The organism is Acinetobacter sp. TSRC1-2 (assembly GCF_049895885.1).
Lineage (GTDB): Bacteria > Pseudomonadota > Gammaproteobacteria > Pseudomonadales > Moraxellaceae > Acinetobacter.
In genome coordinates this window covers 210,523-235,004 of record NZ_JAFCTF010000001.1, presented here as the reverse complement: position 1 = coordinate 235,004, position 24,482 = coordinate 210,523, and the positions used below count along the sequence as shown (strand labels likewise).

Sequence of the window (24,482 nt, the reverse complement as noted above, 5' to 3'; positions counted from 1 at the left end):
CTTTACCTAATCCTGTAAATTTTTAAGACAGCCATCCTTAAGTGTACTTTATTAACTTGGCCTTTAAAACATCCTTGATGTTGGTTTTTCCCTCATCATTCGATGCAGTACATTCGGGTTTTAATTAAACTTAGTTGATAGAAACCCGACCATTTTTTCCATAACCTCTTTCCTAAAAGTTTAACTATTTTTAGCAGTTCGTTTCCCTCAACTAAGCTTGTCCTGGAATCTTTCTAGAGTTTCGCATTTCGCCTAGGTGGAATCAGAGCACAAGCGTGCTAGTCAGCAATAGCCTGACGACATTTTTTGTATCCTCAGTACCCTTTGTCTAGACTAAGTGAATTGTAGGGGGGAATGCACACTCTTTTTTGTTGTAAGGTTTGGTAATTATGTTGCTTTATGTTATACAGGCTCGCTTTAATGCATGTTTTTTTTTGAGTGTTTTATGTTTGAAGATTTACTTCTCCCCATGTTTGATGACGAATATTATCCAGATATCCTTGTAGCGGAAATTAAGCAGATTATTAAACAGTTTGCGAAGAAAGTCGCAAAGCCAGATTTGTCTGAAGTAGAAATTTATCGCTTTGCTGCCGAAACAGTGGTCTTAATTAACAAGATGAAACCCCAGTTTGAAGATCTTGATTCATCATTAGATGATACTGCAGCGGATTATATTGCTGAAGCCATGATGATGGTGGTGCAGGATCACAGTTATATGGATATTGAAATGGAAGAATTGGTATCCAATAGAGAGTGGTAAGTCACTCTCTATTCGTTAGTTTAGTTTTGGGAAGTTTATCTAAATCGGACAATAAATCTGAAAGATGACAGCTTTCTTTGGGATGGATCTCTGCTATCCCATCTACACTTAGGTAGCGTTTTTCAGTTTTAAGGTAAGCACTTGCTCTTAAGTTAAGCCAAAAAATTGGCTCTTGTTGCAGGAGTGTGCGAATTCGTTTTTCATCTTGTGCATGATAAAATTCCAGCAGATACGGATCTTTGCCTAAAGTACAGTGATGTAAGATAAGCTGACCTTTATCTTGGGTAATCGTTCCAGAAAATAAAGAATAAATGACCTGAGTCGGTGCTTTAACTCCTGACTCTGCAGCATAAGTAAAGGATGAGATGAATAATATGAGCAGGCTGGAATATAGCATGCGTTGTAAGCTATTTATTTTCATTTTTATTATTTCTTTTTATTGGTTTTATTCTATTCTAATAATTTAGACATAAAAAAACCAGCATTAAGCTGGATCTTTTATTGCACCATTTTAATAAGACTTAAAATGGTGCCCGAGGCCAGACTCGAACTGGCACGCTTTGTGGGCGGGGGATTTTAAATCCCCTGTGTCTACCGATTTCACCACTCGGGCATGTGCGCAATAATAGAGGACGAAATAAAACTTGGCAAGTCTCTTTCGGTGTGTTTGCTTTCTTTTCAATCAATTCATGTGCTTATGGTTGTAAAATAATTCATTTTTACTATTTTTTGAAAAGATCAGCATCATTTTTCAGTTTAATAAGACCTAGAGAAATAAGTGTTTTTTAATGAAAACCGAGTGAGTAAACACGGCTTTTGAAGTTTACATCAAGCTATCTAAGTAAGTTTCGACATCGACATGTTTATGGGTTTTACAGAGTTCATTTTCATAACGAATCAGCTGAATATGTAACTCGATAAACTTTTTTTCTTGTCGTTGAAGGGCGTAACGGGTCTTTGAATTTTTTGCACTCAATAAAATTTTAAATTTAATTTTTAAAATTTGTTTATATGACCAGAAGCATATGCGACGTGTTTCTTGTAAATAAAAATACTGCTCATTTTGAGTGCCTTCACGGAACATATTTTCTTTATAAAAGCGTACAAAACCAAAACTTAAAGTAAAGAAAAACAGAATGATTTCTAAAAAAGTACTTTCAATATAAGCAATATTAATAGTTTGAAGAACAATCAGCACAGCAAGTTTAATTGGAGTGTGGCGTAGGTGCTGATATAGGGAAGTTGAACTATGCTTAATTTGCTTGATCACCACGGGAGTGTAGAGCATAAACAGCAACATAATGGCGAGAATAGCAATGCCGTGTGAGCGAAAGGCGGCAAATTGTGGAAATTGAATTGAAATAAAATGTCCCAAACTCATAGATAACGATACGAAAATCATCGCTGCAAGAACCCAAGGAATCAGTTCTTTAAGTTCATCTAAAATGCCTTTGGTTTTGATCATGCTATAAAGCAAATAATTTCTTTTAAACGCTGTCGGGTGTTGTTCCCGCATTTGTTTTAAAAAAAGGGCAGTTTGCTTATTGCTGATCATAAGAATCAAAGAGGGGAATATAAAAGTAAATGTAATATAAATGATTTAATAAAATTTTACAGAGAAAAAAGTAGGGTTATCTTCTATGAATAAGACCTAGTGGGATTTTCTGCTAAATTTGGCGGTTTAATCCGAGTTCAGTTTTTAGAGAGATTTAGCGTTATGAATTTAAAAAATGACAATTTTTAATTTACTAGTCATATTTTAGAGTGGCTATATCCCTAGCTTTATTTATAGGTATTATTTTTAGATCAGTAGTTAAAGAAGAATGAATAGAAGCAGATTTTATTCCTGTATTAAATGAGGATTTATGCGAAAATAGACTTTTATTATTTTTGTCCAAGGACAGTTCATGACTGATCAATCTCCTGAATCTTTAAGCGATATCGAAATTTTAGACATTTTACAGTCCATGAAAAACGATGAGCTGAATACTGAAGCGAAAGAGATTATCCGTAATGGGGGTAAAGCTGGTCGTCAAGAAGCGTATAAACTGGCAATTGTGGCTTTGCATGACACTTTTGAAAAAAACTTTGTTGAAGCAGTGACTTTGGCATTAGGATTAAATGCCGGACAAGCCAAAAAAATTAAATATAAAAAAGACCGTATCCGTATTTTGAAAGTGCGCGGTATTGATTACATGGCAATTGACGGTGCTGAAACAGCGCATGTTTTATCACAAGTTGCACAAGCGATTCTGCGTGAAGATGCAATTGTAACCCATGATCTACACAATATTTTCCCATTCTGGAAAGAAGGCTGGCCAATGGTTCAGTTTGACAATGCATACAATATTTTAGAAGAAGATATTGGTATTCACTATGCGCTTGTAATTGAACACTTGATTGAAAATTTTAAATAATTTTCATTAAATGCTCCTCATTGAAATTAAAAAAAGCACCTGTTTAATGGTGCTTTTTTATATTACATTTATTTTTTATTGATAAAGCCAAGTCAGTAACAGACTAATGGGCCAAATGAACAGTCTTCACTCTGTAATGAATGGATTCCAAAGAAACCTAACCCTACACAGGGTGGAATCATAACTTTTTCGATCACGTTCATAGCTATTGGGTGTAATCTACCGAGCGAAAATCAGCAGTGCAATCACAATGAGAAGGATCAGTGGCGGTGGTTGTTTTGAAAAAATAGTAAATCATATAAATGCTAGAACAGAAACTTAAGTAGCAAGTAATGCTGACCAGGAAATATTCATTCTCATCTTCCAAATTGATTGTTTTAGTATTGGTCGTATATTCAATAAAAAAGAAAAAGCAGATTACTCTGCTTCTTCCTGACTTTTATTTTCTACTGATTTTTCAAGTAAGCGTGTCACCAGTAATTGGTCAATTTTAAAATGATCGACATCGACTACTTCAAATTTATAAGCACCAAATATCACGGCATCAGCTGGACGTGGAATCTTGCGTAATTTATACATCATGAAACCTGCAATAGTTTCATAGTTTTCATCATCCGGCATTTCATCAATTTCAAGCGCATGCTTGATGTCTTCAATTGGCGTGCTGCCATCAATCAGCCAGGAATTATTGTCACGTTTAATGATTTGCTGATCTGCTTCAACCGTTGTTACCCAGTCACCCATCACGGTAATCATAATGTCGGATAGGGTAATCACACCGACCACTAAGGCATACTCGTTAATGACAACTGCGAATTTTTCCTTGGTTGAACGGAAGCGATCGAGTAATTCAGATAAAGTTAAAGTATCTGGAATAGTTAGTACACTACGAATAGTATTTTCATTGAGTTGCAATAAAGACTGATTGTTTAAAATACGAACTAAAATATCCTTGGCATCAATATAGCCAATCACCTCATCAATATTTTCACTACAAACTACAAATTTGGAATAAGGATATTCTGCCAGTTTTTGACGAATACTGGCTTCAGACTCTTTTAAAGTAAAGAACACCACATTTTCACGGGTGGTCATACTTGAAGGAACATTACGCTCTTCAAGTTCAAATACGTTTTCAATGAAATGATGTTCTTGCTTTTGCAATACACCGGCTTGTGCACCAGCATCCATCACTGCAGAAATATCTGCAAAGGTAATGTTGTCGTCACGGATAGTATTAATTTTAAACAAGCGAAACAATAAATTAGCGATGGCATTGATAACCCAAGCCAGCGGTTTGCAAATTTTAATAAAAATTTGAATTGGGTTAATTACTGAAACCGCAATTTTCTCTGGTGCAATCATGGCCATGCGTTTCGGCATTAAATCTGCAAAAAGAATAAAAAGCGAGGTAACTAAACTAAAGGAGAGGATAAAGCCAATGTTTTCAGTCCATGGACCTTGATAAATGCGATTCACAAAATTTACGATATAAGGGCGAAATGCTGCTTCACCCAAAATACCACCGAGAATGGCAACCGCGTTTAAGCCAATTTGCGAAGCCGCAAAGAAATCAGCTGATTGTTCCTGTAGGTCTAAAACTTTTTGGGCGCGTTCATCGCCCGATTCTGCAAGAATTTTAAGTTTGACCTTACGTGCACCGGCAAGTGCAATCTCCGTTAATGATAGAAAACCGGCTCCCGCAATCAGTATCACGATGATGAGGATATTCTGGAAAAGGCTCACGAATCCACCTGTTGATCATCATTATTATGGAATGTTTTTAACACAAAAGAACTAGAGGTAGTGAGCAAATTACTACCTAGGTTATTACAGTATAATCTTAAAAAAGAAGAATTTAAGAATTTTTACGATTAATAGTGAGAAAATTGTGAGTTATTGCTTAAAAATTCACGATTTTCTTCTTCAATCATTTGACGGGCTACATACAGAATAAGCTGACGCAACCAGCGGTGTGCAGGATGATGGTGCAACAACGGACACCATGCCATTTTTAATTCAAATTCTGGAATATAAAACGGTGGATCTTTAAGCAGCAGATTTGGATTGTTCGATTGTAATTTTGCAATACGGCTTGGCAGCGTGGCAATCAAGTCAACATTGGATGCCAAAAGTGCAGGCATTTGATAATGACGGGTAAAGACAGAAATCTTACGTTTTTGACCAATACGTTCTAAAGCCTGATCAATCCAGCCAAGACCGGCTTGTTTATCAGGATTGACACCAAAGCCAACACCCATACCCGTTTTAGATACCCAGATATGTTGTGCATCTAAATAGCTTTTAAGATTTAAGTTTGCGCTGGCAGGATGCTTGTTGTTGAGTAAACAAGAAAAACTGTCACGCCAAACCAAGACTTGGTGGAAGCTTTGTGGAATTTCATTGAATCTGTTAATGGCTAAATCAACTTTACCTTGTTCCATGTCACGGTAAGACACGTCACTTGGGGTTAAAAAGTCGAGAACCACATTTGGTGCTTCTGAACGCAACGCTTTAACCAGACGCGGAACTAAAGTCGCTTCGGCATAGTCAGAGGTCATGATACGGAAAACGCGATTCGAGGTATAAGGGCGGAATTCTGTACGAGGTTCCAAAATCATGGATAAATCAGCAAGAGCATCTCGGATACGCGGCTGAAGCTCTAAAGCACGTTCTGTTGGGGTCATGCCTTCAGAAGAACGAATTAAAAGCGGATCATTAAATAAATTACGTAGACGACGTAAAATATTACTCATAGCGGGTTGGGTAACGCCTAATTGTTCTGCTGCGCGGGTTACATTTTTTTCACGTAAAAGAACATCAAGGTAAATTAATAGATTGAGATCGACCCGCTCCAGATTCATATAAGAAATACCGATAATAAAACCATGAAATTATAGTGATTATGCCATAAGCGGTAAGGCTTGTGTAGGAAATATGATGAAAAAAAAACCGGTATAAAAGTGAATTTATTATAATTCTAGTCATTTTAGAGGGTGCGAATTCTTGATGATTATCCATTGGTTTTTAAGCAGATTAAAATATAAATTTGATGATTTACATTACTTCAATAGGGGAGTTTAAAGTCTAATTTTCGACTTATACAATTGCATCAAATAGACGAGTTCTAATTGTATTGATTTCAATTAAATGGAATGGCTTTGAGGCGAAAAGCTATATTTCATAAATCTATAATGAATAAGCAAAGTGATCTGTTGCAGCTAAGATTGTGAATAGAGAAAAGATGAGAACTTATTACTTGATGAAATAAAATACAATTGTATTATGTGAAATAATGGCGATAAAAGAAAAAAATTAGATAAAAGTCAGAAGAATTGTCTTTTTTATTAAACCCTATACTTAGGTCTAATGAAGAATAAACAAGCATATTGATTATTTGTTATACAAAAAAAGACTTTTTCTATTTTAAATATAGTCTTAAAAATTAATATCTTATAAAATTTAACGACAATTATAATTAGACTTTAATCGACATATTTTTTAAATAAATACTGAAGATTCCTGAAGACTATTGGATTAATTTTTTCAGTCAAACTAAGCTGTGTCCATTGCAACGAAGTGCTCTAAATCTGAACAAATCAAAATCTTGCAGATTTAGTCCTTTGATTGATGAAATCCTAAAATTATATACAGGAAAATATCATGACTACATACCAAACAGCGATTGACGCAATCCGCGAATTAAAAGCAAAATTCGGCAACACTTGGCGCGATATCAGCCCAGAAGATGCCGCGCGTATGCAAATGCAAAACCAATTCAAAACTGGTTTAGATATTGCTAAATATACTGCTGCTATTATGCGTCGTGATATGGCTGAATATGATGCTGATTCTAGCAAATACACTCAATCTTTGGGTTGCTGGCACGGTTTCATCGCACAACAAAAAATGATTGCGAACAAAAAATATTTCGGTACAACTGACAAACGCTACATCTACTTATCTGGTTGGATGGTTGCTGCACTTCGTTCAGAATTCGGTCCACTTCCTGACCAATCTATGCACGAAAAAACTTCAGTACCTGCATTGATCGAAGAAATCTACACGTTCCTTCGTCAAGCTGATGCGAAAGAATTAAATGATTTGTTCCGTGCGCTTAAAAAGGCAAACGAAGCAGGCGATACAGCTAAAGCTGCTGAAATTACTGCACAAATCGATGGTTTCCAAACTCACGTTGTACCAATCATTGCGGACATCGATGCTGGTTTCGGTAACGAAGAAGCGACTTACTTACTTGCTAAGAAAATGATCGAAGCGGGTGCTTGTGCACTACAAATCGAAAACCAAGTATCTGATGCGAAACAATGTGGTCACCAAGCTGGTAAAGTAACAGTTCCACACGAAGACTTCATCGCTAAGATCCATGCACTTCGTTATGCATTCTTAGAAATGGGTCTTGATGACGGTATCATCGTTGCGCGTACTGACTCTGAAGGCGCTGACTTGACTCAAAAAATCCCAGTGGTTAAAGAGCCAGGCGACATCGCTTCTCAATATATCGGTTTCTTGGAAACGTCTGAAATTGACATCGCTGATGCGCAAGAAGACGAAATCCTGATCAAACGTAACGGTAAATTACACCGTCCTAAACGTTTACCTTCTGGCCTTTACCAGTTCCGTGCTGACACTCAAATTGACCGTGTTGTACTTGACTGTGTATCTAGCCTTCAAAACGGTGCTGACTTACTTTGGATCGAAACTGCAACGCCAAACGTTGACGAAATCGCTCACATGGTTAACCGTGTACGTGAAACAGTTCCAAATGCCAAGCTTGTTTACAACAACAGCCCATCATTCAACTGGACTTTAAACTTCCGTCAACAAACTTATGACCGTTATGTTGCTGAAGGTAAAGATGTATCTGCATACGACCGTGCTAAATTGATGAGCGCTGAGTATGACGAAACTGAATTGGCTGCTGACGCTGATGAAAAAGTACGTACATTCCAAGCAGATGCTTCTCGTGAAGCGGGTGTGTTCCATCACTTGATCACACTTCCGACTTACCACACAGCTGCTCTTTCTACGCATGAGCTTGCTAAAGGTTACTTCGGCGATCAAGGTATGCTTGCTTATGTTGCTGGCGTACAACGTAAAGAAATCCGCGGTTCAATCGCATGTGTTAAACACCAAGCAATGGCTGGTTCTGACATCGGTGATGATCACAAAGAAATCTTCGCTGGTGACAACGCGCTTAAAGCGGGTGATGACTCTAAAAACACAATGAACCAATTCGGTGGTTAATCCTCCCGAATGATTCAAAAAGAACCCTGCGAAAGCAGGGTTTTTTATAGCTGATCAAAACAGAATATAAAAAAGAGAACATAAAAAAAGAGAACATAAGAATATGTTCCCTGTATTGTTTTATATAGCAAATATCTTAATAGGTGGCGAAAATCTTAGGGCACTAAAATAAGCAGCCAGCTAAAGAAAATAATCGCCAGTGCGACGAATTGCGCAGCGCTGCCCATGTCTTTGGCATTTTTAGACAATTCATGTTTTTCTAAAGAAATACGGTCTACCACTGCTTCAATCGCTGAATTAAATAATTCAACAATCAGTGCCAATAAACACACTGCAATCATCACGGCTTGTTCTACACGGGATACATTAAGAAAAAAACTCGCAGGAATTAGAATCAAATTTATAAATACAATTTGACGAAAGGCAGCTTCATTCATGAATGCAGTTTTAAAACCCGAAAAAGAATAATGAGTGGCATGGATAATACGCTTAAAACCGGTTTTGCCTTTAAAGGGGGAATATGAGTTCATAACTAAAAATTTTCATCAATTTCAGACACCATAGAACAGATTTATTAAACAGAGATTAATTTCAAATGCTTTATGATTAAATTTTCTTATGATAAAAATATGTAACATCAAAATGTTAAGAATAGTTCTTTTGCATCTATCATGTTGCGATCTCTCTCAATTTGAATCCTAAAAACTATATTCTTGGGTGATGTTTCTATGAGCTGAGTGAATCTAATTAAATTTAGATTGAATTAAGGGTTGCTTATATTGAATTGAATAAAGTGAATCTATTTTCAGCTGTTGAAGGTGGATTTAAAAAGCAATACTGTTCAAGCAAGAATTAACAGTCTGATGAAAAAAAGAAAGGGAACGAAGTGTAGGCTAACTTGAGATCAAATGACATATCTTCATAGTTTCTCCTTATTTATGACAAAAATTGTTTTTTCTGTTAAATGTTATTGTATTTTGATTTTTAGTCACTGAATATCAACCTTAATAAGCGATCTTAGAATTCATTCTAAGGTATAGCAACATCACTTCTTTAACCTGCGATCAAGTCATATGCTGTCGAAATTTTTTATTCAACGACCTATTTTTGCCGGTGTACTGGCCATTATTGTGATGGCTTTTGGGCTTTTTGCGGTGCTGAATTTGCCTGTGGAGCGCTATCCTGATATTGCACCGCCACGCATTACGGTGAGTGCAACCTATAATGGTGCTTCAGCAGAAACAGTCGAAGAAAGTGTTACCCAAGTTTTAGAACAGCAAATTAAAGGTATTGATCATCTGCTTTATTTTAGTTCAAGTAGTGATTCATCGGGTCGTAGTCGAATCAGCATTAGTTTTGAAAATGGTACAGATCCTGATACCGCACAAGTTCAAGTACAAAATGCAATTAATGGGGTAGTGAATCGCTTACCTGAGGATGTACAACGTCAGGGGGTGAATGTATTTAAGTCACTTGGCGACACCCACATGGTCATTGGCTTGTACGACGCCTCCGGTAAAAGTGACAATATTGCACTGTCAGATTATATGATGACGCATTTGGAAGAAGATTTGGCGCGGATTGAAGGCGTGGGTGAAGTTGATGTTTTTGGTTCGCAATATGCAATGCGGATTTGGTTAAATCCCTTAAAATTAAAACAATACAATTTAATGCCCAGTGATATTCGGGCAGCAATTGAAGCACAAAATACTCAAGTCGCTGCTGGGGCAATTGGTGATTTACCAACTTCCAAAGATCAATACCTAAATGCCAAAGTGACTTCAGGCTCACGTTTGAAATCCGTGCCTGAATTTGAAAATATTATTGTCAAATCTGCCCGCGAAGGAAGTTTTATCTACTTAAAAGATGTCGCACGTATTGAGTTAGGTGCAGAAAATTATCAATCATTCAATACTATTAATGGCTTTGAATCTGCCGGGATGGGAGTCTCTTTAGCTTCGGGTGCTAATGCTTTGGCCACTTCCGCCTTTATTAAATCTGAAGTTGATCATCTTTCCACGCAATTGCCTGAAGGCTACAAACTGGTTTATCCACGTGACAACACCCCCTTTGTACAAGAATCCATTAAGGAAGTGGTGAAAACACTGTTTGAAGCCGTACTGCTGGTGATTGCAGTGATGTTTATCTTCCTGCAAAACTGGCGAGCGACTCTTATCCCCGCCATTACCGTACCTGTGGTCATTTTAGGTACCATGGCGGTGCTCTATGTGCTAGGTATGAGCATTAATACCTTAACTTTATTTGCCTTGGTATTGGCGATTGGACTTCTGGTCGATGATGCCATTGTGGTGGTTGAAAACGTCGAGCGCTTGATGCATGAAAAGCAATTAACGGCGAAACAAGCGTCGATAGAGTCCATGCAAGAAATTAGTGGCGCATTGATCGGGATTACCCTGGTACTGACTGCTGTATTTATTCCTATGGCATTTTTTGGTGGCTCAACCGGAGTAATTTACCGCCAATTCTCAATTACCTTGGTTGCAGCCATGGCTTTATCTCTGGCCGTTGCACTTATTTTAACGCCAGCTTTATGTGCACTGATTTTAAAACCGAATCCACAGCCGGCCAAATGGGCGCTATGGTTTAATCAAAAATTAGATGCGTTAAAACATCGTTATTTAAAATTATCCACTCTTACCATTCAGCATAAAGCGATTTGCTTAGTCATTTTTGTCGCACTCATCAGTGTCTTTGCTTTATTTTATCGTGCCTTGCCGACCAGTTTTATTCCAAGTGAAGACCAAGGCATTTTAAGCGTACAGTTTAAATTGGTCGATGGTGCACCCATGTCGAAAAGCCGTGAAATTGGTGAACAGATTCGACAATATTTTCTTGAGCATGAAAAAGACAACGTGAATTTGGTGATGATTCGCTATGGGCGTAATTTTTCCGGCACGGGACAAAATCTGGGTCAGGGTTTTATTGCCTTAAAACATTGGGATGAGCGTTCCGGTGAAGAAAACTCGGCACAAGCAATTCGCGAACGTGCTTTAAAACATTTTAAAAAAAATCCCAATGCACAAATTAATGTCAGCATGCCATCTTCGGTCAGTGGTTTAGGTCAAACTGATGGACTGGATTTTTGGATTCGCGATGTGAATGGTCAGGGACGTCAATTTTTGGACATTCAATTTAAGCAATTGCAGGAACAGGCAAAACAATATTCCACTTTTGAAAATCTGGATAAACGTTCTAATCCAGATAAAGCCGAACTGAAAGTTAATGTAGACCAGAAACTGGCTATGGCCAACGGCCTCTCACAATCTGCAATTAACAGTACCTTGTCCAGTGCCTGGGGCGGGAGCTATATCAATGACTTTATAGATCGTGGCCGGATTAAACGCGTGATGATGCAGGGCGATGTCGAATTCCGTTCCAAGCCTGAAGATTTGCAGTATTGGCATGTACGCAATGATCTGAATCAGATGGTGTCATTCAGCAATTTTGCCAATGTGACCTGGAGTGGTGGCCCTGAAGTGGTGAATCGTTATATGGGTTATACCGCGCTGCAAATGGAAGCCGATACCGCAAAAGATGTGAGTTCAGGTGTTGCCATGCAAGATGTTGCCAGGCTGGTCGGGCAGCAGCCGGGTATTGATGTGGCTTGGAGTGGTCTATCTTATGAAGAAAAACAATCCAGTAATCAGGCGATGTTACTGTACTTAATCTCGATTGGCTTTATTTTCCTATGTCTGGCTGCACTTTATGAAAGTTGGTCGATTCCCACCGCAGTGATGAGCGCTATTCCTTTAGGGATTGGCGGAAATATCCTGTTTAGCTATTTTGTCGGTTTTCCTAACGACATTTATTTCCAGATTGCTTTACTCACTACCATTGGCTTGTCATGTAAAAATGCCATTTTAATTGTGGAATTTGCATCACTGGCTCAGGATCGAGGGCGCAGTATGATTGAAGCTGCCTTGGAAGGAGCCAGTCTGCGTTTGCGTCCAATTTTGATGACTTCACTTGCCTTTGGTGCAGGGGTAATTCCATTGGTCTTCGCCTTTGGTGCGGGAGCGGCCAGCCGCCAGGAAATCGGAGTAAGTGTTTTAGGTGGGGTGATTTTTGCGACCGTGTTGGTACTGATTTTTATTCCATTTATGTATGTGCTGATCCGGACTGTATTTAAGGGCAAAGCTCAACAGGAATCTTAAACAATCTCCATCATCTCATAGGCATTATCCTAAAGATGCTTATTGGGTGATGGAGTGCTGCACTTATGAGCCATGCAGCAAGAGTCGGATGATAAAAAGTCATATGTGCAAAGATAGGGTTCTGGCTATTCATGCCTATTTGTCATTTTCGATCATTGAACTGCCGTATTAATCATATCGATACAAATTCGATTAATAAGATATGGTGTAATCTCAAGTGTTTAGATAATGCTTTCCTTGGAATTAAGGCCTATGCCAGAGCAACAACAAAAAAAACTCAGCCAGCAAGAAGTGGTGCGCCTAGAACGGGATTTAGCCAAGTTTGCCAATATGATGGACTCAGTAGTGCGTATTCCATTTACCAAACAAGGGGTCGGGGCAGATGCTGCTTTAAGTACTATTCCCATTGCTGGAGATGTCGCAGGTTTTGTCTTGACCTGTTATGCCATTTATAAGGCCAAGCAAATAGGAGTGCCACAAAGCAAGCTTAGTCCGGTGATGAAACTGGCTATGCTGGATGCGGTGGTGGGCTTTATTCCGGTGGTTGGAACAGTTTTTGACATCTTTATACGTCCAAGCCGAAAAGCTTTAGCGATTGTGCATGAGCATATTCGAGAGGAATATCAGATTCGCAGTGACTCGCATGTGGTTCACCCATTTCTGCATGAAAGCCTGGAAAATAAACAGCAGAACTCAGCCTTTTGGCGAAATCCTGTGGTGGCTTGGTTGTGGTTACATATCCCTGATCTTTTAGGTGCAATCGTTTTAGTATTGATGCTGATTGCGATGTGGTTTGGTCTGAGCTGGTTATGGCAATGGTTTCAAGGATTGAATACTTTTTGATTTTTAGTGGATAAAATCTATGGATTATATTGCCGCAAATTTACCGTCGATCAATTTTGACATGACATGTGATTTTTATCGCATGCTCGGTTTTCAATGTAGCTATCAATCCAGTCAATGGATGATTCTAAATCGGGACAGTTTGAGTTTAGAGTTTTTTCATCATCCCAAGCTAGAGCCGGAAACTTCTTGGCATAGTGCATGTATTCGTGTTCAGGATTTAACTGCACTTTATCATGCTTGGCAGAGTTTAAATTGGTCTGCATTTGCACCAGCGCGAATCACTGCTATAGAACACTTAACTGAAATAGAGATGTTCTATGTGATTGATATCAATGGCAGCCTGTTACGCTGTATTCAACAGCATTAAAAAGCCTCCATGTGGAGACTTTTTGATATTCAATTTAATTAACCAATATTTTTAATCAAACCATATTATGGGCAGTTAAGCTGATGTAATGCTGCTACACGTTGTTCAATGGTTGGGTGAGTTTGGAACAAAGCCGCCAAGCTGAAACCTTGTTCTTTACCTTCCGCAATTGCAAACGCTTTCATTTCCTTAGGCATTTGATCAGGCAGTTCTGATTCTGCTTGTAAACGTAATAATGCAGAAATCATGGCTTGTTTCCCGGCTAAACGTGCACCCGCTTCATCGGCACGATATTCACGCTGACGCGAGAACCACATCACGATAGAAGATGCCAAAATACCAAACACGATATCCAGTACGATGGTAATACCGAAGTAGGCCAGACCCGGTGCTTCGCCGTCTTCACGACCAAACACATTACGGTCAATAAAGTCACCCACCACACGTGCAAAGAACATCACGAAGGCATTAACGACCCCTTGTATCAAGGCAAGGGTCACCATGTCACCATTGGCAACGTGACCAATTTCATGCGCAAGTACCGCACGAAGTTCGTCTTTGTTCATTCGTTCGAGTAAACCCGTTGAAACGGCTACTAAAGCGTCGTTTTTGTTCCAACCTGTGGCAAAAGCATTGGACTGATAAGAAGGGAAAATCCCCACTTCTGGCATGTTAATACCAGCGCGTTGCGACAATTGCGCAATTTCTTGTAATAACCATGCTTCTGCTTGGTTACGAGGCGCATTCGGGTCAATTAATTCTGTCCCAGTGGTTTTTTTCGCCATCCATTTTGACATGAACAGGGAGATGAGAGAACCAACCATACCGAAGACAAAACAGATGACCAATAGGTTGCCTAGATTTAAGCCACCCGCGCCATGGTAACTACCGACACCGAAGAGTGACAAAATAATGCCAGCTACAACCAGTACCGCGAGGTTGGTAAGCAAGAACAAACCAATCCGCATCATTGAGAGAATCCTCTTATAATAGAAAAATAATCTGATTTATGAATCAAAAATCATGTTAGTAAATATGAGGTGAAAGTCTTAAAAATTCAAGAAGAAAAAAAGTAATTCTGTTGGATGATGCCGCTTTAAAAAAATAACTTTATTAGTCGCTAATTGAAATTTTTGCTGAAGCCGTGGCATGTGCCGTGGCATATGAGCCAGAAGGGGCGTCGGTAAAACTTCCATCAGAGGCCATAATGATTTGGCGTTGCGCACTATAGTACGGTGTCGAGCTGGAGGAAGACTCATCAGGGGAAGATTGTGCAATAATTTTCCCATTATCAGTAGGGTAGTTACTGCTGGAGCTTGTACTGCCCGCAATACCGTTAGAGTACAAGTTGCTATAACGGCTGCTGACCCGTCTTACATAATCCTGCGTTTCTTTAAAGGGAGGGATGCCGCCATATTTTGCCACATTACCTTCGCCCGCATTATAGCTGGCTAAAACCAAGGAGGTATTACCGTTAAAGCGTTTCATCAGCCAAGACAAATATTTTGCCCCACCCATAATATTTTGATGAGGATCATAAGCATTTGAAACATTAAAGCGTCGCGCCGTTGCTGGCATCAGTTGCATTAATCCTTGTGCACCGACTGGAGAACGAGCATTAACATTAAAGCCAGATTCAGTATGCATAACTGCTTTAATCAAGCCTTCAGAAATACCATGTTGTGACGCTGCTTGTTTGATAATCGGGTCAAATGCATTTTTATTTCGACTATAACTGGGCAAAACCGAAGCTTCTGAACTTCCCCAATTACTATAATTATGCATATTACTGTCAGGGTAGTAAGTCTTTTTTTCTACTTTTAAATGACTATAGCGGCTCTGTTTATTGGTGAGCAAGGTGGTCCCATTTGATTCTTTTAACTGATAAATGGTTTGACCGGCATAACCGCTCGATGCAACAAAACCAACTGTTACACACCCCAACATATAAAGACCGATACTTACAATGTTATTTTTCATTTTTTTATTTAGAAAAAAATCTGCTCCAAACAGTTCAACAGGAGTTTAACAAAAAAAAACAGAATAAAAAGCTTTGTAGAATTAATTTCTCAACAAGTTTGTAAAAAGCAAGTGCTAATTGTAGAGAGAGTAATCAAAAAATATTTTAATTTTTTTTAATCAGGATAACTTGACACTACTAAGATCTTGATTTTTATTAATATTTAAATTGATCAAAAAATGACCAATTTAAATAGAAGCCTTAAATAATAGGACAGACACCTTGTCAAGCCTTTTGAAATCCACAAAGTTATCCACAGGTTTTGTGGACAACTGTGGAAAAGTACAATTGGTAAGCATTGTGCATAAAATTTGAACTCTAACGTCTAAAATAACACTTGCTTGATTACGTGAAAATGACAATGAAGATCAATTTTCAGAATTTACATTCTTTTGGTGCTTGTTAACTCTGAATCGGCTAAAATTGCGCGGTATTTTTATTTATGGGTAAATCTCGTCTATGTACTCGCCAGTTGAGTCCGAACAAGGATTTAATTTCAAACCAGAACTGCCAACAAGTTCGGCATATTACCGTTTGTTGAAAAAGCTTCGCCGCCAAGTCGGTCATGCCATTCGTGATTTTAAAATGATCGAAGAAGGTGACAAGGTGATGGTATGTATTTCTGGTGGTAAAGACAGTTATACCTTGCTGGACATAATGTTGCAGTTCAAACGAATTGCACCAGTAAACTTTGATGTTGTTGCGGTAAACCTTGACCAAAAGCAGCCCGGTTTTCCTGAAGATGTCTTACCACGTTATTTGGAAGAAAATAACATTCCATATTACATTCTGGAAAAAGACACCTACAGCATTACCAAAAAGCTGACCCCTGAAGGTAAAACGTATTGTGCGGTGTGCTCGCGTTTACGTCGTGGTTCACTGTATGGTTTTGCCCAAGAAATTGGCGCAACCAAAGTAGCGTTAGGTCATCACCGTGATGACATTATGGCAACTTTCTTCTTAAACCTGTTTCATGGCGGCAGCTTAAAAGCCATGCCACCGAAACTGTTGTCATCTGACAAGAAGAATATCCTGATTCGTCCACTGGCGTATGTGGAAGAAAAAGACATTATTAAATATGCAGAAATGCGTCAGTTCCCGATTATTCCGTGTAACTTGTGTGGTTCACAGGAAAATTTACAGCGGGCCATGATTAATAATATGTTGCGTGAATGGGATGCACAGTATCCAAAGCGTTTACATAGTATTTTTGGTGCTATGCAAAACGTATCGCCTTCACAATTGGCTGATCGTGAACTGTTTGACTTTGAAGCTTTAGATGCACAACGTGAAATTGATTTTACCGGTAGCTGTTCAACAGAAGATGAACCACAAAGCAAACGTATCAATATGGTGAACTTAGGCTTCGCTGCTGAATAATAGTTGTGGTAGACATCAGTTTTAGGATTGGTGTCTATTTAGATGTTTGATTCAGTTAAATAATGTATTAGAAATATAAAAATTGAACGTATCGTGCAAAAAACTTTAAGCAGAAAACAATTTTACATGCTATAACAGGCGTCAAGCACAATAGCTTCACAAAGATGTTGTCTGGATAGGCGACACAAATGAACAAATAAATTGAGGAAACATCATGCCTACCTTTTTAACTGATGATTGGTTTTCAACTGTAGAAACATTAACTGCGCAAGCGGGTGATTTAAACTTGCCACCTGCACTGGCAAATTTAGCAATCAACTTAGTGGTTACAGATGTACAAGGCAATACAGAATTGTCTATGGATGGTGGGGCAATCAAAAAAGGTCTATCTCCAAATGCGAAAACTACTTTGAATATGGATGGTGAAACCCTTCGTAAAGTGTTCCTGGAATTTGATATGGCTGCTGCTATGCAAGCATTTATGACCGGAAAAATTAAGGTTCAAGGCGATATGTCACAATTGATGGCTTTACAAACTGCCAAGCCAAGCCAAGAACAAAAAGACTTATTTAAGAAAGTGCTTGAGCAAACAACTTAAGAAATTTTAAGCATAAAAAAGCTTACCCAAGGGTAAGCTTTTTTATAGATAGAACATATTAAATTAAATGTTCACTAACTCTGAAGTCTTAATATGTTCTAAATAGGCGCGGATACGGGTTACATATTGCACTGCCTGACGATAACGTCCATTGCTGGCCTTATTTTTATCTAAATAACTGTACAGATTAACCCAGTTATTTGGATTTTTACCTTGTGCCCGAATTCGTTTCTGAATCTGATTTACTGCACCTGGCCCCATATTATAAGCCACAAGCGCGTACCAGTTACGGTCAGGGAAAGGTACGTTTGAATAACGGCTTAACATCTGGTCGTAATATTTTGCTCCACCTTCAATACTTTGGGTAGGATCGGTGCGGTTACTGACACCCATGGCCTTTGCTGTATTGTTGGTTAGCATCATCAAACCACGAACACCGGTAGGCGAAACGGAATTAGGTTTCAGGTAAGACTCCTGATAGCCAATGGCTGCTAACAGATGCCAATCTAAATCATATTTAGCTGCGGTATTTTTAAAGCTGGCTTTATAAATCGGCATACGCTTATTCAGATCACGCTGAATACTATCCCAGGCTTGTTCTTCTACTACATTCTGATTATAAAATGAAGCAAGTTGTCGAATTGCACCCGACTGTTTGCCTTTGCAGACAAAACCACTTGCAGTCTGGGTGAGTGGATCATCTGAATGTTTAAACACCCAGTTCAGGTTGGTATTCAAGCCATTTTTTTGCAAGCTGCCCATATCACCACAGGTTGCAGAAAAAGAAGTTAAACGCTTCTGTTCAATTGAACTGATATCTGCAGTGGTCATTGCAAAGTTGGCTTTACCTTGGGATACCCATTTGAGTGCAGTCGCATTATCCGGTACAGTTTTAAAGATCAGCTTAACATTCAAGCTGTTGGCATAGTTGCGTGCCAGGTCATAACCGAAACCATGTAGATGCGCGCCATCTTTAAATACGGTGGTCGAATTTTCGACTGAAACGACGGTGAGTTGCTTGCCGTTGACTACAGAATCGTACTGGTACGACTTACTTGCATTAATACTATGAAACGGAATTAACAGTGTACTGAACGCCAGAATTTTTAATGAGAGAGAAGATTTTAAAGAGTTAAGGCAAAGCCTCACCCCAGAAGTTGAACTACTGTGCATGTTGTCTCCGCTACAGGTAATTTATGCCCTAAAAAGCAAAGGCGCACATGCCTCAAGCTTTTTCAAGTTTGATAAATTCAATAAAGGTAGGGCAGTCATGACGTCATTCAAAAATGACATTGGATTAAAAGGAGAATAATGTAGAATTTCTACATAGATTAAAAAATAGACGATTTGAGAACATGCGCGAATAATAAGGGTGAAAAATAAACTTGTCAAATTTTGTACTAAACTTTTTTGAGATATGTAACATAAGGAATTAATTTAATTGAAGAATTAATTTTATAAACTTTAGTTATGTGTAAATAGCGGATAAAATAGGCCATTATTGTAAACAAAATGTCAGTAAAATATCAAAAAACACTATGAAATCTAACTTAATTACACGTTCCGGGCATGACAAATTAGTCGCAGAATTACAACATTTGTGGCATGAAGAACGGCCAGAAATCACCCAAAAAGTGAACTGGGCGGCGAGTCTGGGCGATCGTTCGGAAAATGCTGACTACCAGTACAACAAGCAAATTTTACGTAAGATCGACCGTCGTGTTCGTTACTTGGGCAAGCGTCTAGAAGAGCTTAAAATTATTGATTTTTCACCTGAGCAAGAAGGAAAAATATATTTTGGCGCTTGGGTGGAAATTGAGAATGAAGAAGGCGAACAAAAAACTTTACGTATTGTTGGCGTGGATGAAATTTATGATCATCATCCGCAACATATTTCGATTGATTCGCCGATGGCTGGCGCTTTACTGGGTAAACAAGTCGATGATGAAGTTGAGGTGCTGACCCCCTTAGGTAAAAAACAGTGGTATATCAATCAAATTCGTTATGAAAAGCCTGAAAATTCAGCAAATTAATATATTTTGTTTTTATTTTAAGCGGTTGATAGGAAAAACAGAGAAAAGTATTTGCCAAGATGGGATTTTATTTATATCATAGCCGCCATTGGAAGCGTGGCAGAGCGGTTTAATGCACCGGTCTTGAAAACCGACGAGGGTGCGAGTCCTCCGTGAGTTCGAATCTCACCGCTTCCGCCAAATTCAAAACCCCGATCATTGATCGGGGTTTTTTATTGCCCAAATTTTTTTATTCATAAAAAACTAAAGAATAAATAAAGAAAAAAATTTGAATAATATTATGGGGTAATAGAATTGATGAACATCAAGTAGATATCGATGTCATCGATTAAAAAATCAAATGTGAAAGTCTTTAAGTTAGCACTTATTGAGATTTGATTACTGTGAGTGATCGAGAAAGGGAAATTAGCTTCGCAAAGTACAAAATACACAGTAGAGCATGACTTCAAAAACATAATTTAGCTTCATTATTGATATCTAAGCTGAACTAAACAAAAGCGTATAGATGGAGTATTTTATTCTTCTATATTTCTATCATCATTTTTGGTTGATGAAAGCAATAATTCTTGTTGAATCCAATCAATAAATTTTTGGATCAAAGGAGAAGACGCTTGACTAGAATGCACTAAATAATAAGAACGGCTTCCTTCGAGTTTTTTACTTGATGCAATGACCAATTCTTTTTTTTGAAGTTCTGACTCGATCAGGATTTGTGGAATGAGTGCCGTCCCCATTGATTGTTTGGCCGCTACGGCTAACATGGAAAACAATTCATGCCGATGACCCGTGTCAGATTTCGGATGAAAAATTTGATGGGTTTTAAACCATTCCTGCCAAATGCCGGGGCGGGTGGTCTGTTGTAAGAGCGGAAGTTGGGTGAGTTGTTCAGGGCTTAAATCATAGCTATATTCATTAATCATTTGTGCATCTGGGAAGTTTTTTAAAATAAGCTCGGCAGAGCAAACCACAATAAGATCTTCTTTCATTAAATAATGGGTTTGTACGCCTGGCCAATGCGCAATTTGCTGAGGTGTCCCTGCATATATCGCCGCGTCAAAGATGGTTTCATTAAATAGAAAGGGCTTGGTGCTGGTTTCCAGATGTACGGTAATTTCAGGATAAATTTCATTAAAACGGTGCAATTTGGGGAGCAGCCAACAGGTTGCAAAAGTCGGAACCACACCTAATTTTAATGTTCCCCCTAGACCCTTGTGCGCCATAATATCTAAAGTGCTTTGCTCCAGACCCAATAAATAGGGTTTGATCAGACTGTAATATTGCTGTCCTGCAAGGGTCAGTTCGACGCCATGTCGGGTGCGGGTGAATAATTCAAGCTTTAGAAATTCTTCCAGTTGTTGAATTTGCCGTGACACCGCACTTTGGGTAATACACAGTTCCTGTGAGGCATGCGTATAACTGGCATGTTTCGCCGCAGACTCAAAACACAATAAACCTTGTAAAGATGGGATGTGACGACGCATAGATAAATCCTTTTATCTGAACCAGATATTTTAAAATGACATATGAAGATGCGAAACCTATTCAACTTTAGTCTAGAAATTGAGTAATATCTCAAAAATACAGTCGCTAAATCCATTGTTATCTATCTGCTTAAAATAAGATATGCGTAAAGGGTATATCTGCATGAAAATTTATCGTTTGAAAGAATCTTTTTTCCGCCCTAGCATCGAGTCAGATAAATACAACATGATATCGAGCAGAGGAAGCGATGAATCAAATGATCAATACCAAAAAAACAGCAAAAGTTCAATTTAACTGGCAAGACCCGTTTCTTATTGAGCAGCAACTCACAGAAGAAGAGCGCATGATTCGCGATTCTGCCCATGCCTATTGCCAGGACAAATTGTTGCCGCGTGTACTGGAACAGTTCCGTCATGAACAAACCGATGCTTCAATTTTTCGTGAGATGGGTGAGCTGGGTCTGCTTGGCCCCACCATTCCGGAAGCTTACGGTGGCGCAGGATTGAACTATGTCAGCTATGGTCTGGTGGCACGTGAAATTGAATATGTCGATTCGGGCTACCGTTCCATGGCCAGTGTACAAAGCTCGCTGGTGATGGTGCCAATCAATGAATTTGGTACTGAAGAACAGAAACAGAAATACTTGCCAAAACTGGTTACCGGTGAATACATCGGCTGCTTCGGCTTGACTGAACCGGATCATGGTTCCGATCCGGACAGCATGATTACCCGTGCCAAAAAGGTAGACGGCGGTTATCGCATATCCGGCGCAAAAATGTGGATTACCAATAGTCCGATTGCCGATGTATTTGTGGTTTGGGCCAAAGAGGTTTCCAAAGAGGGCAATGTCGGCGAGATCCGCGGCTTTATTCTGGAAAAAGGCTGGGAAGGGCTTTCTGCTCCAGCGATTCACGGTAAGGTCGGCTTGCGTGCCTCGATTACCGGTGAAATCGTGATGGATAATGTCTTTGTACCTGAAGAAAATGCATTTCCAGAAGTTCGCGGTTTACGTGGTCCATTTACCTGTCTCAATAGTGCGCGATACGGGATTGCCTGGGGCGCAATGGGGGCTGCAGAATTTTGCTGGCATACCGCACACCAATACACCATGGACCGCAAACAGTTTGGCCGTCCACTGGCTGCGAATCAGCTGATTCAAAAGAAACTGGCTGACATGCAAACTGAAATTGCCTTGGGTTTACAGGTTGCCCTGCGTTTTGGCCGGATGAAAGATGAAGGTATTGCATCAGTTGAAGGAACTTCCCTGATCAAGCGTAATAACTGCGGCAAGGCGCTGGATATCGCACGACTGGCACGTGACATGCTTGGCGGTAACGGTATCAGTGACGAGTTCGGGGTGGCACGTCATCTGGTCAATCTGGAAGTGGTGAATACCTATGAAGGTACGCATGATGTACATGCCCTGATTTTAGGTCGTGCGCAGACAGGAATCGCTGCATTTTGTAATTAATTGAGTTCTTCAATTCAGGATGTCTATTCGTGGGTATCCTAGAGATGTTTTGTCTCAAAAAAAATTAATAATTAACTTAAATTAAAGGATTCATCGTGAAACATTCTTGTAAATCTGTGCATTTGCACGCTTAAAGTTCAAATAGATGATAGAAAAACAATAAAGAACTGAAGGCCAATGTAGAGAAACACTAAGACTGCCGATGACTCATTTGGGAAAATGAGGGATATGGAAATGAATAATGATATGAATGCTGGAGCAGGAACGCTCAGCAGAAAATTACCCTCCAATATAGGTACAGCGCACCGCATTCATAAAAACACCTGGAAAATTGCATTTGTTTTTGCATTTATTTCTCTGGTGATTGATGGTGTCGACATCATGCTGTTGTCATTCAGCTTGACCAGTTTAAAAGCTGAGTTTGGATTGACTTCATTTCAAGCGGGTATGCTGGGAAGTTCATCACTTGCAGGAATGGCGCTTGGCGGGATTACTGGAGGATGGGCGTGTGACAAATTTGGCCGGGTAAAAACCATTGCCTGGTCTGTGGTTTTCTTTTCAATCATGACCTGTATTTTGGGTTTTACTCAAAGTTATGAGCAGTTCATGATTCTACGTTTTATTGGTGCATTTGGATTGGGTTCGTTATACATGGCGTGTAATACGCTGATGGCGGAATATGTTCCCACCAAGTACCGTACTACTGTTTTAGGCACATTACAGACCGGTCAAACAGTGGGTTATATCGTAGCGACTTTGTTGGCAGGGGCAATTATTCCTGATCATGGTTGGCGGATGCTGTTTTATGTGACTATTATTCCTGCTGCTTTCGCGCTTATCTTCATGCGTTTTGTACCTGAACCTGCATCTTGGCAGGAAGCAAAAATAGAACAGTTTAAACGTAAAGAATTGAAAATTGAGCCTACAGCTGAAGCAATCACTGCAAAAGCTCCTTCTGAAAGTGTTTATAAACGTATTTTTGGGCATACCCAGCACCGCAAAATGTTCTTGTTGTGGATGAGCACTGCTGCTTTCTTACAGTTTGGCTATTACGGCGTCAATAACTGGATGCCAACCTATCTAGAAACTGAACTGAATATGAACTTTAAAGCTTTAACAGGCTATATGGTCGGTGCATATACAGCGATGATTCTGGGTAAAATTATTGCTGGCTATGCCGCAGACAAATTGGGTCGCCGGGCAACTTTTGTCTTTGGTACTGTTGCAACAGCTGCATTTTTACCTGTGATTATCTTTTTTAACACGCCAACCAATATTGCTTACCTGTTGATTACTTTTGGTTTCCTTTACGGAATTCCATACGGTGTAAATACAACCTATATGGCGGAAACCTTCTCGACCGATGTACGCGGTACAGCCATTGGCGGTGCATATAACATGGGCCGTTTAGGTGCGGCGATTGCACCAGCGACCATCGGGATTATCGCGGCAGGCGGCTCGTTCACCATGGCATTTATTGTAATGGGTGCAGCCTACTTTATTGCGGGTGTGATTCCAGGCTTGTTTATCCGTGAACGTCAGTATGATCCACAGCAATCTTCATTGGTGACGGCTACAGATGCAGAAGCTAAAACCCCGAGTACTGTGGTAACCACAGACGCAATTAGTGCTAAATAATAAGAATAGCCAGCAGCGTCGTCGTCTGCT

General features: G+C 39.3%; 20 protein-coding genes and 2 tRNA genes. 12 read left to right on the top strand and 10 right to left on the bottom strand.

Annotated features, from left to right (window positions below):
• The first annotated feature begins 445 nt into the window (after nt 1-445).
• Nucleotides 446-760, top strand: coding sequence for a DUF5713 family protein (locus tag ACP69Y_RS01110; protein ID WP_425915399.1), 315 nt, complete (start codon nt 446-448; stop codon nt 758-760).
• Nucleotide 761: 1 nt separating this feature from the next.
• On the opposite strand, the gene ACP69Y_RS01105 is transcribed toward ACP69Y_RS01110, so the two are convergent.
• The 3 genes from ACP69Y_RS01105 to ACP69Y_RS01095 form a co-directional block, all read right to left on the bottom strand.
• Nucleotides 762-1,181 carry a hypothetical protein gene (locus ACP69Y_RS01105; RefSeq protein ID WP_425915397.1) on the bottom strand — a complete coding sequence of 140 codons (420 nt, stop codon included), beginning with the start codon at nt 1,179-1,181 and terminating at the stop codon, nt 762-764.
• A 106-nt stretch (nt 1,182-1,287) separates the two neighbouring features.
• Nucleotides 1,288-1,373, bottom strand: a tRNA-Leu gene (locus ACP69Y_RS01100).
• Nucleotides 1,374-1,583: 210 nt separating this feature from the next.
• The gene (locus ACP69Y_RS01095; protein ID WP_425915395.1) at nt 1,584-2,315 is read right to left on the bottom strand and encodes a hypothetical protein; all 732 of its coding nucleotides are present in this window, start codon (nt 2,313-2,315) and stop codon (nt 1,584-1,586) included.
• A gap of 352 nt (nt 2,316-2,667) precedes the next feature.
• On the opposite strand from ACP69Y_RS01095, the gene ACP69Y_RS01090 reads away from it, so the two are divergent.
• On the top strand, nt 2,668-3,177 hold the full coding sequence (locus ACP69Y_RS01090) for a hypothetical protein (RefSeq protein ID WP_425915393.1): 510 nt from the start codon (nt 2,668-2,670) through the stop codon (nt 3,175-3,177).
• A gap of 417 nt (nt 3,178-3,594) precedes the next feature.
• On the opposite strand, the gene ACP69Y_RS01085 is transcribed toward ACP69Y_RS01090, so the two are convergent.
• Together ACP69Y_RS01085 and ACP69Y_RS01080 are read right to left on the bottom strand one after the other, a co-directional pair.
• Nucleotides 3,595-4,923: a hemolysin family protein gene (locus ACP69Y_RS01085; protein ID WP_425915391.1), complete on the bottom strand. Its 1,329-nt coding sequence runs from the start codon at nt 4,921-4,923 to the stop codon at nt 3,595-3,597.
• A gap of 128 nt (nt 4,924-5,051) precedes the next feature.
• Complete coding sequence (locus ACP69Y_RS01080; protein WP_131215443.1) at nt 5,052-6,041, bottom strand: LysR family transcriptional regulator; 990 nt, start codon at nt 6,039-6,041, stop codon at nt 5,052-5,054.
• Between the two features lie 799 nt (nt 6,042-6,840).
• Between ACP69Y_RS01080 and ACP69Y_RS01075 the strand changes: the two genes are divergently transcribed.
• The gene (locus tag ACP69Y_RS01075) at nt 6,841-8,442 is read left to right on the top strand and encodes an isocitrate lyase (protein ID WP_425915389.1); all 1,602 of its coding nucleotides are present in this window, start codon (nt 6,841-6,843) and stop codon (nt 8,440-8,442) included.
• A gap of 155 nt (nt 8,443-8,597) precedes the next feature.
• Here the strand turns inward: ACP69Y_RS01075 and ACP69Y_RS01070 are convergent, their stop codons facing one another.
• Nucleotides 8,598-8,972, bottom strand: a complete 375-nt coding sequence (locus ACP69Y_RS01070; RefSeq protein ID WP_425915387.1) for a diacylglycerol kinase — start codon at nt 8,970-8,972, stop codon at nt 8,598-8,600.
• A gap of 543 nt (nt 8,973-9,515) precedes the next feature.
• On the opposite strand from ACP69Y_RS01070, the gene ACP69Y_RS01065 reads away from it, so the two are divergent.
• From ACP69Y_RS01065 to ACP69Y_RS01055, 3 genes are all read left to right on the top strand, one after another.
• Entirely contained in the window at nt 9,516-12,617 is a 3,102-nt protein-coding gene (locus ACP69Y_RS01065) for a multidrug efflux RND transporter permease subunit (protein WP_425915385.1), read from the top strand.
• Between the two features lie 252 nt (nt 12,618-12,869).
• Nucleotides 12,870-13,460: a DUF4112 domain-containing protein gene (locus tag ACP69Y_RS01060; RefSeq protein WP_425915383.1), complete on the top strand. Its 591-nt coding sequence runs from the start codon at nt 12,870-12,872 to the stop codon at nt 13,458-13,460.
• 19 nt (nt 13,461-13,479) lie between these two features.
• Complete coding sequence (locus ACP69Y_RS01055) at nt 13,480-13,830, top strand: hypothetical protein (protein WP_425915381.1); 351 nt, start codon at nt 13,480-13,482, stop codon at nt 13,828-13,830.
• A gap of 65 nt (nt 13,831-13,895) precedes the next feature.
• Here ACP69Y_RS01055 and htpX read toward each other — a convergent pair whose 3' ends face one another.
• Both htpX and ACP69Y_RS01045 read right to left on the bottom strand, forming a co-directional pair.
• The gene (gene htpX / locus ACP69Y_RS01050; RefSeq protein WP_425915379.1) at nt 13,896-14,801 is read right to left on the bottom strand and encodes a protease HtpX; all 906 of its coding nucleotides are present in this window, start codon (nt 14,799-14,801) and stop codon (nt 13,896-13,898) included.
• Between the two features lie 142 nt (nt 14,802-14,943).
• Nucleotides 14,944-15,777: a lytic transglycosylase domain-containing protein gene (locus tag ACP69Y_RS01045; protein ID WP_425916048.1), complete on the bottom strand. Its 834-nt coding sequence runs from the start codon at nt 15,775-15,777 to the stop codon at nt 14,944-14,946.
• A gap of 532 nt (nt 15,778-16,309) precedes the next feature.
• On the opposite strand from ACP69Y_RS01045, the gene ttcA reads away from it, so the two are divergent.
• The gene (gene ttcA, locus ACP69Y_RS01040; RefSeq protein ID WP_425915377.1) at nt 16,310-17,230 is read left to right on the top strand and encodes a tRNA 2-thiocytidine(32) synthetase TtcA; all 921 of its coding nucleotides are present in this window, start codon (nt 16,310-16,312) and stop codon (nt 17,228-17,230) included.
• Nucleotides 17,231-17,444: 214 nt separating this feature from the next.
• Nucleotides 17,445-17,828 (top strand): SCP2 sterol-binding domain-containing protein, encoded by a 384-nt coding sequence (locus ACP69Y_RS01035; protein ID WP_425915375.1) that lies wholly within the window; start codon nt 17,445-17,447, stop codon nt 17,826-17,828.
• A gap of 63 nt (nt 17,829-17,891) precedes the next feature.
• Here the strand turns inward: ACP69Y_RS01035 and ACP69Y_RS01030 are convergent, their stop codons facing one another.
• Nucleotides 17,892-19,001, bottom strand: coding sequence for a transglycosylase SLT domain-containing protein (locus ACP69Y_RS01030; protein ID WP_425915373.1), 1,110 nt, complete (start codon nt 18,999-19,001; stop codon nt 17,892-17,894).
• Nucleotides 19,002-19,366: 365 nt separating this feature from the next.
• On the opposite strand from ACP69Y_RS01030, the gene greB reads away from it, so the two are divergent.
• Both greB and ACP69Y_RS01020 read left to right on the top strand, forming a co-directional pair.
• Nucleotides 19,367-19,861 carry a transcription elongation factor GreB gene (gene greB / locus ACP69Y_RS01025; RefSeq protein ID WP_425915371.1) on the top strand — a complete coding sequence of 165 codons (495 nt, stop codon included), beginning with the start codon at nt 19,367-19,369 and terminating at the stop codon, nt 19,859-19,861.
• A gap of 90 nt (nt 19,862-19,951) precedes the next feature.
• Nucleotides 19,952-20,041: transfer RNA gene (locus ACP69Y_RS01020), tRNA-Ser, on the top strand.
• Between the two features lie 335 nt (nt 20,042-20,376).
• Here the strand turns inward: ACP69Y_RS01020 and ACP69Y_RS01015 are convergent.
• Nucleotides 20,377-21,342 (bottom strand): LysR substrate-binding domain-containing protein, encoded by a 966-nt coding sequence (locus ACP69Y_RS01015; RefSeq protein WP_425915369.1) that lies wholly within the window; start codon nt 21,340-21,342, stop codon nt 20,377-20,379.
• 248 nt (nt 21,343-21,590) lie between these two features.
• Here ACP69Y_RS01015 and ACP69Y_RS01010 point away from each other — a divergent pair, with 248 nt between their 5' ends.
• Both ACP69Y_RS01010 and ACP69Y_RS01005 read left to right on the top strand, forming a co-directional pair.
• The gene (locus ACP69Y_RS01010) at nt 21,591-22,814 is read left to right on the top strand and encodes an acyl-CoA dehydrogenase (RefSeq protein WP_425915367.1); all 1,224 of its coding nucleotides are present in this window, start codon (nt 21,591-21,593) and stop codon (nt 22,812-22,814) included.
• A 234-nt stretch (nt 22,815-23,048) separates the two neighbouring features.
• Nucleotides 23,049-24,452 carry an MFS transporter gene (locus tag ACP69Y_RS01005; RefSeq protein WP_425915365.1) on the top strand — a complete coding sequence of 468 codons (1,404 nt, stop codon included), beginning with the start codon at nt 23,049-23,051 and terminating at the stop codon, nt 24,450-24,452.
• Nucleotides 24,453-24,482: the final 30 nt, after the last annotated feature.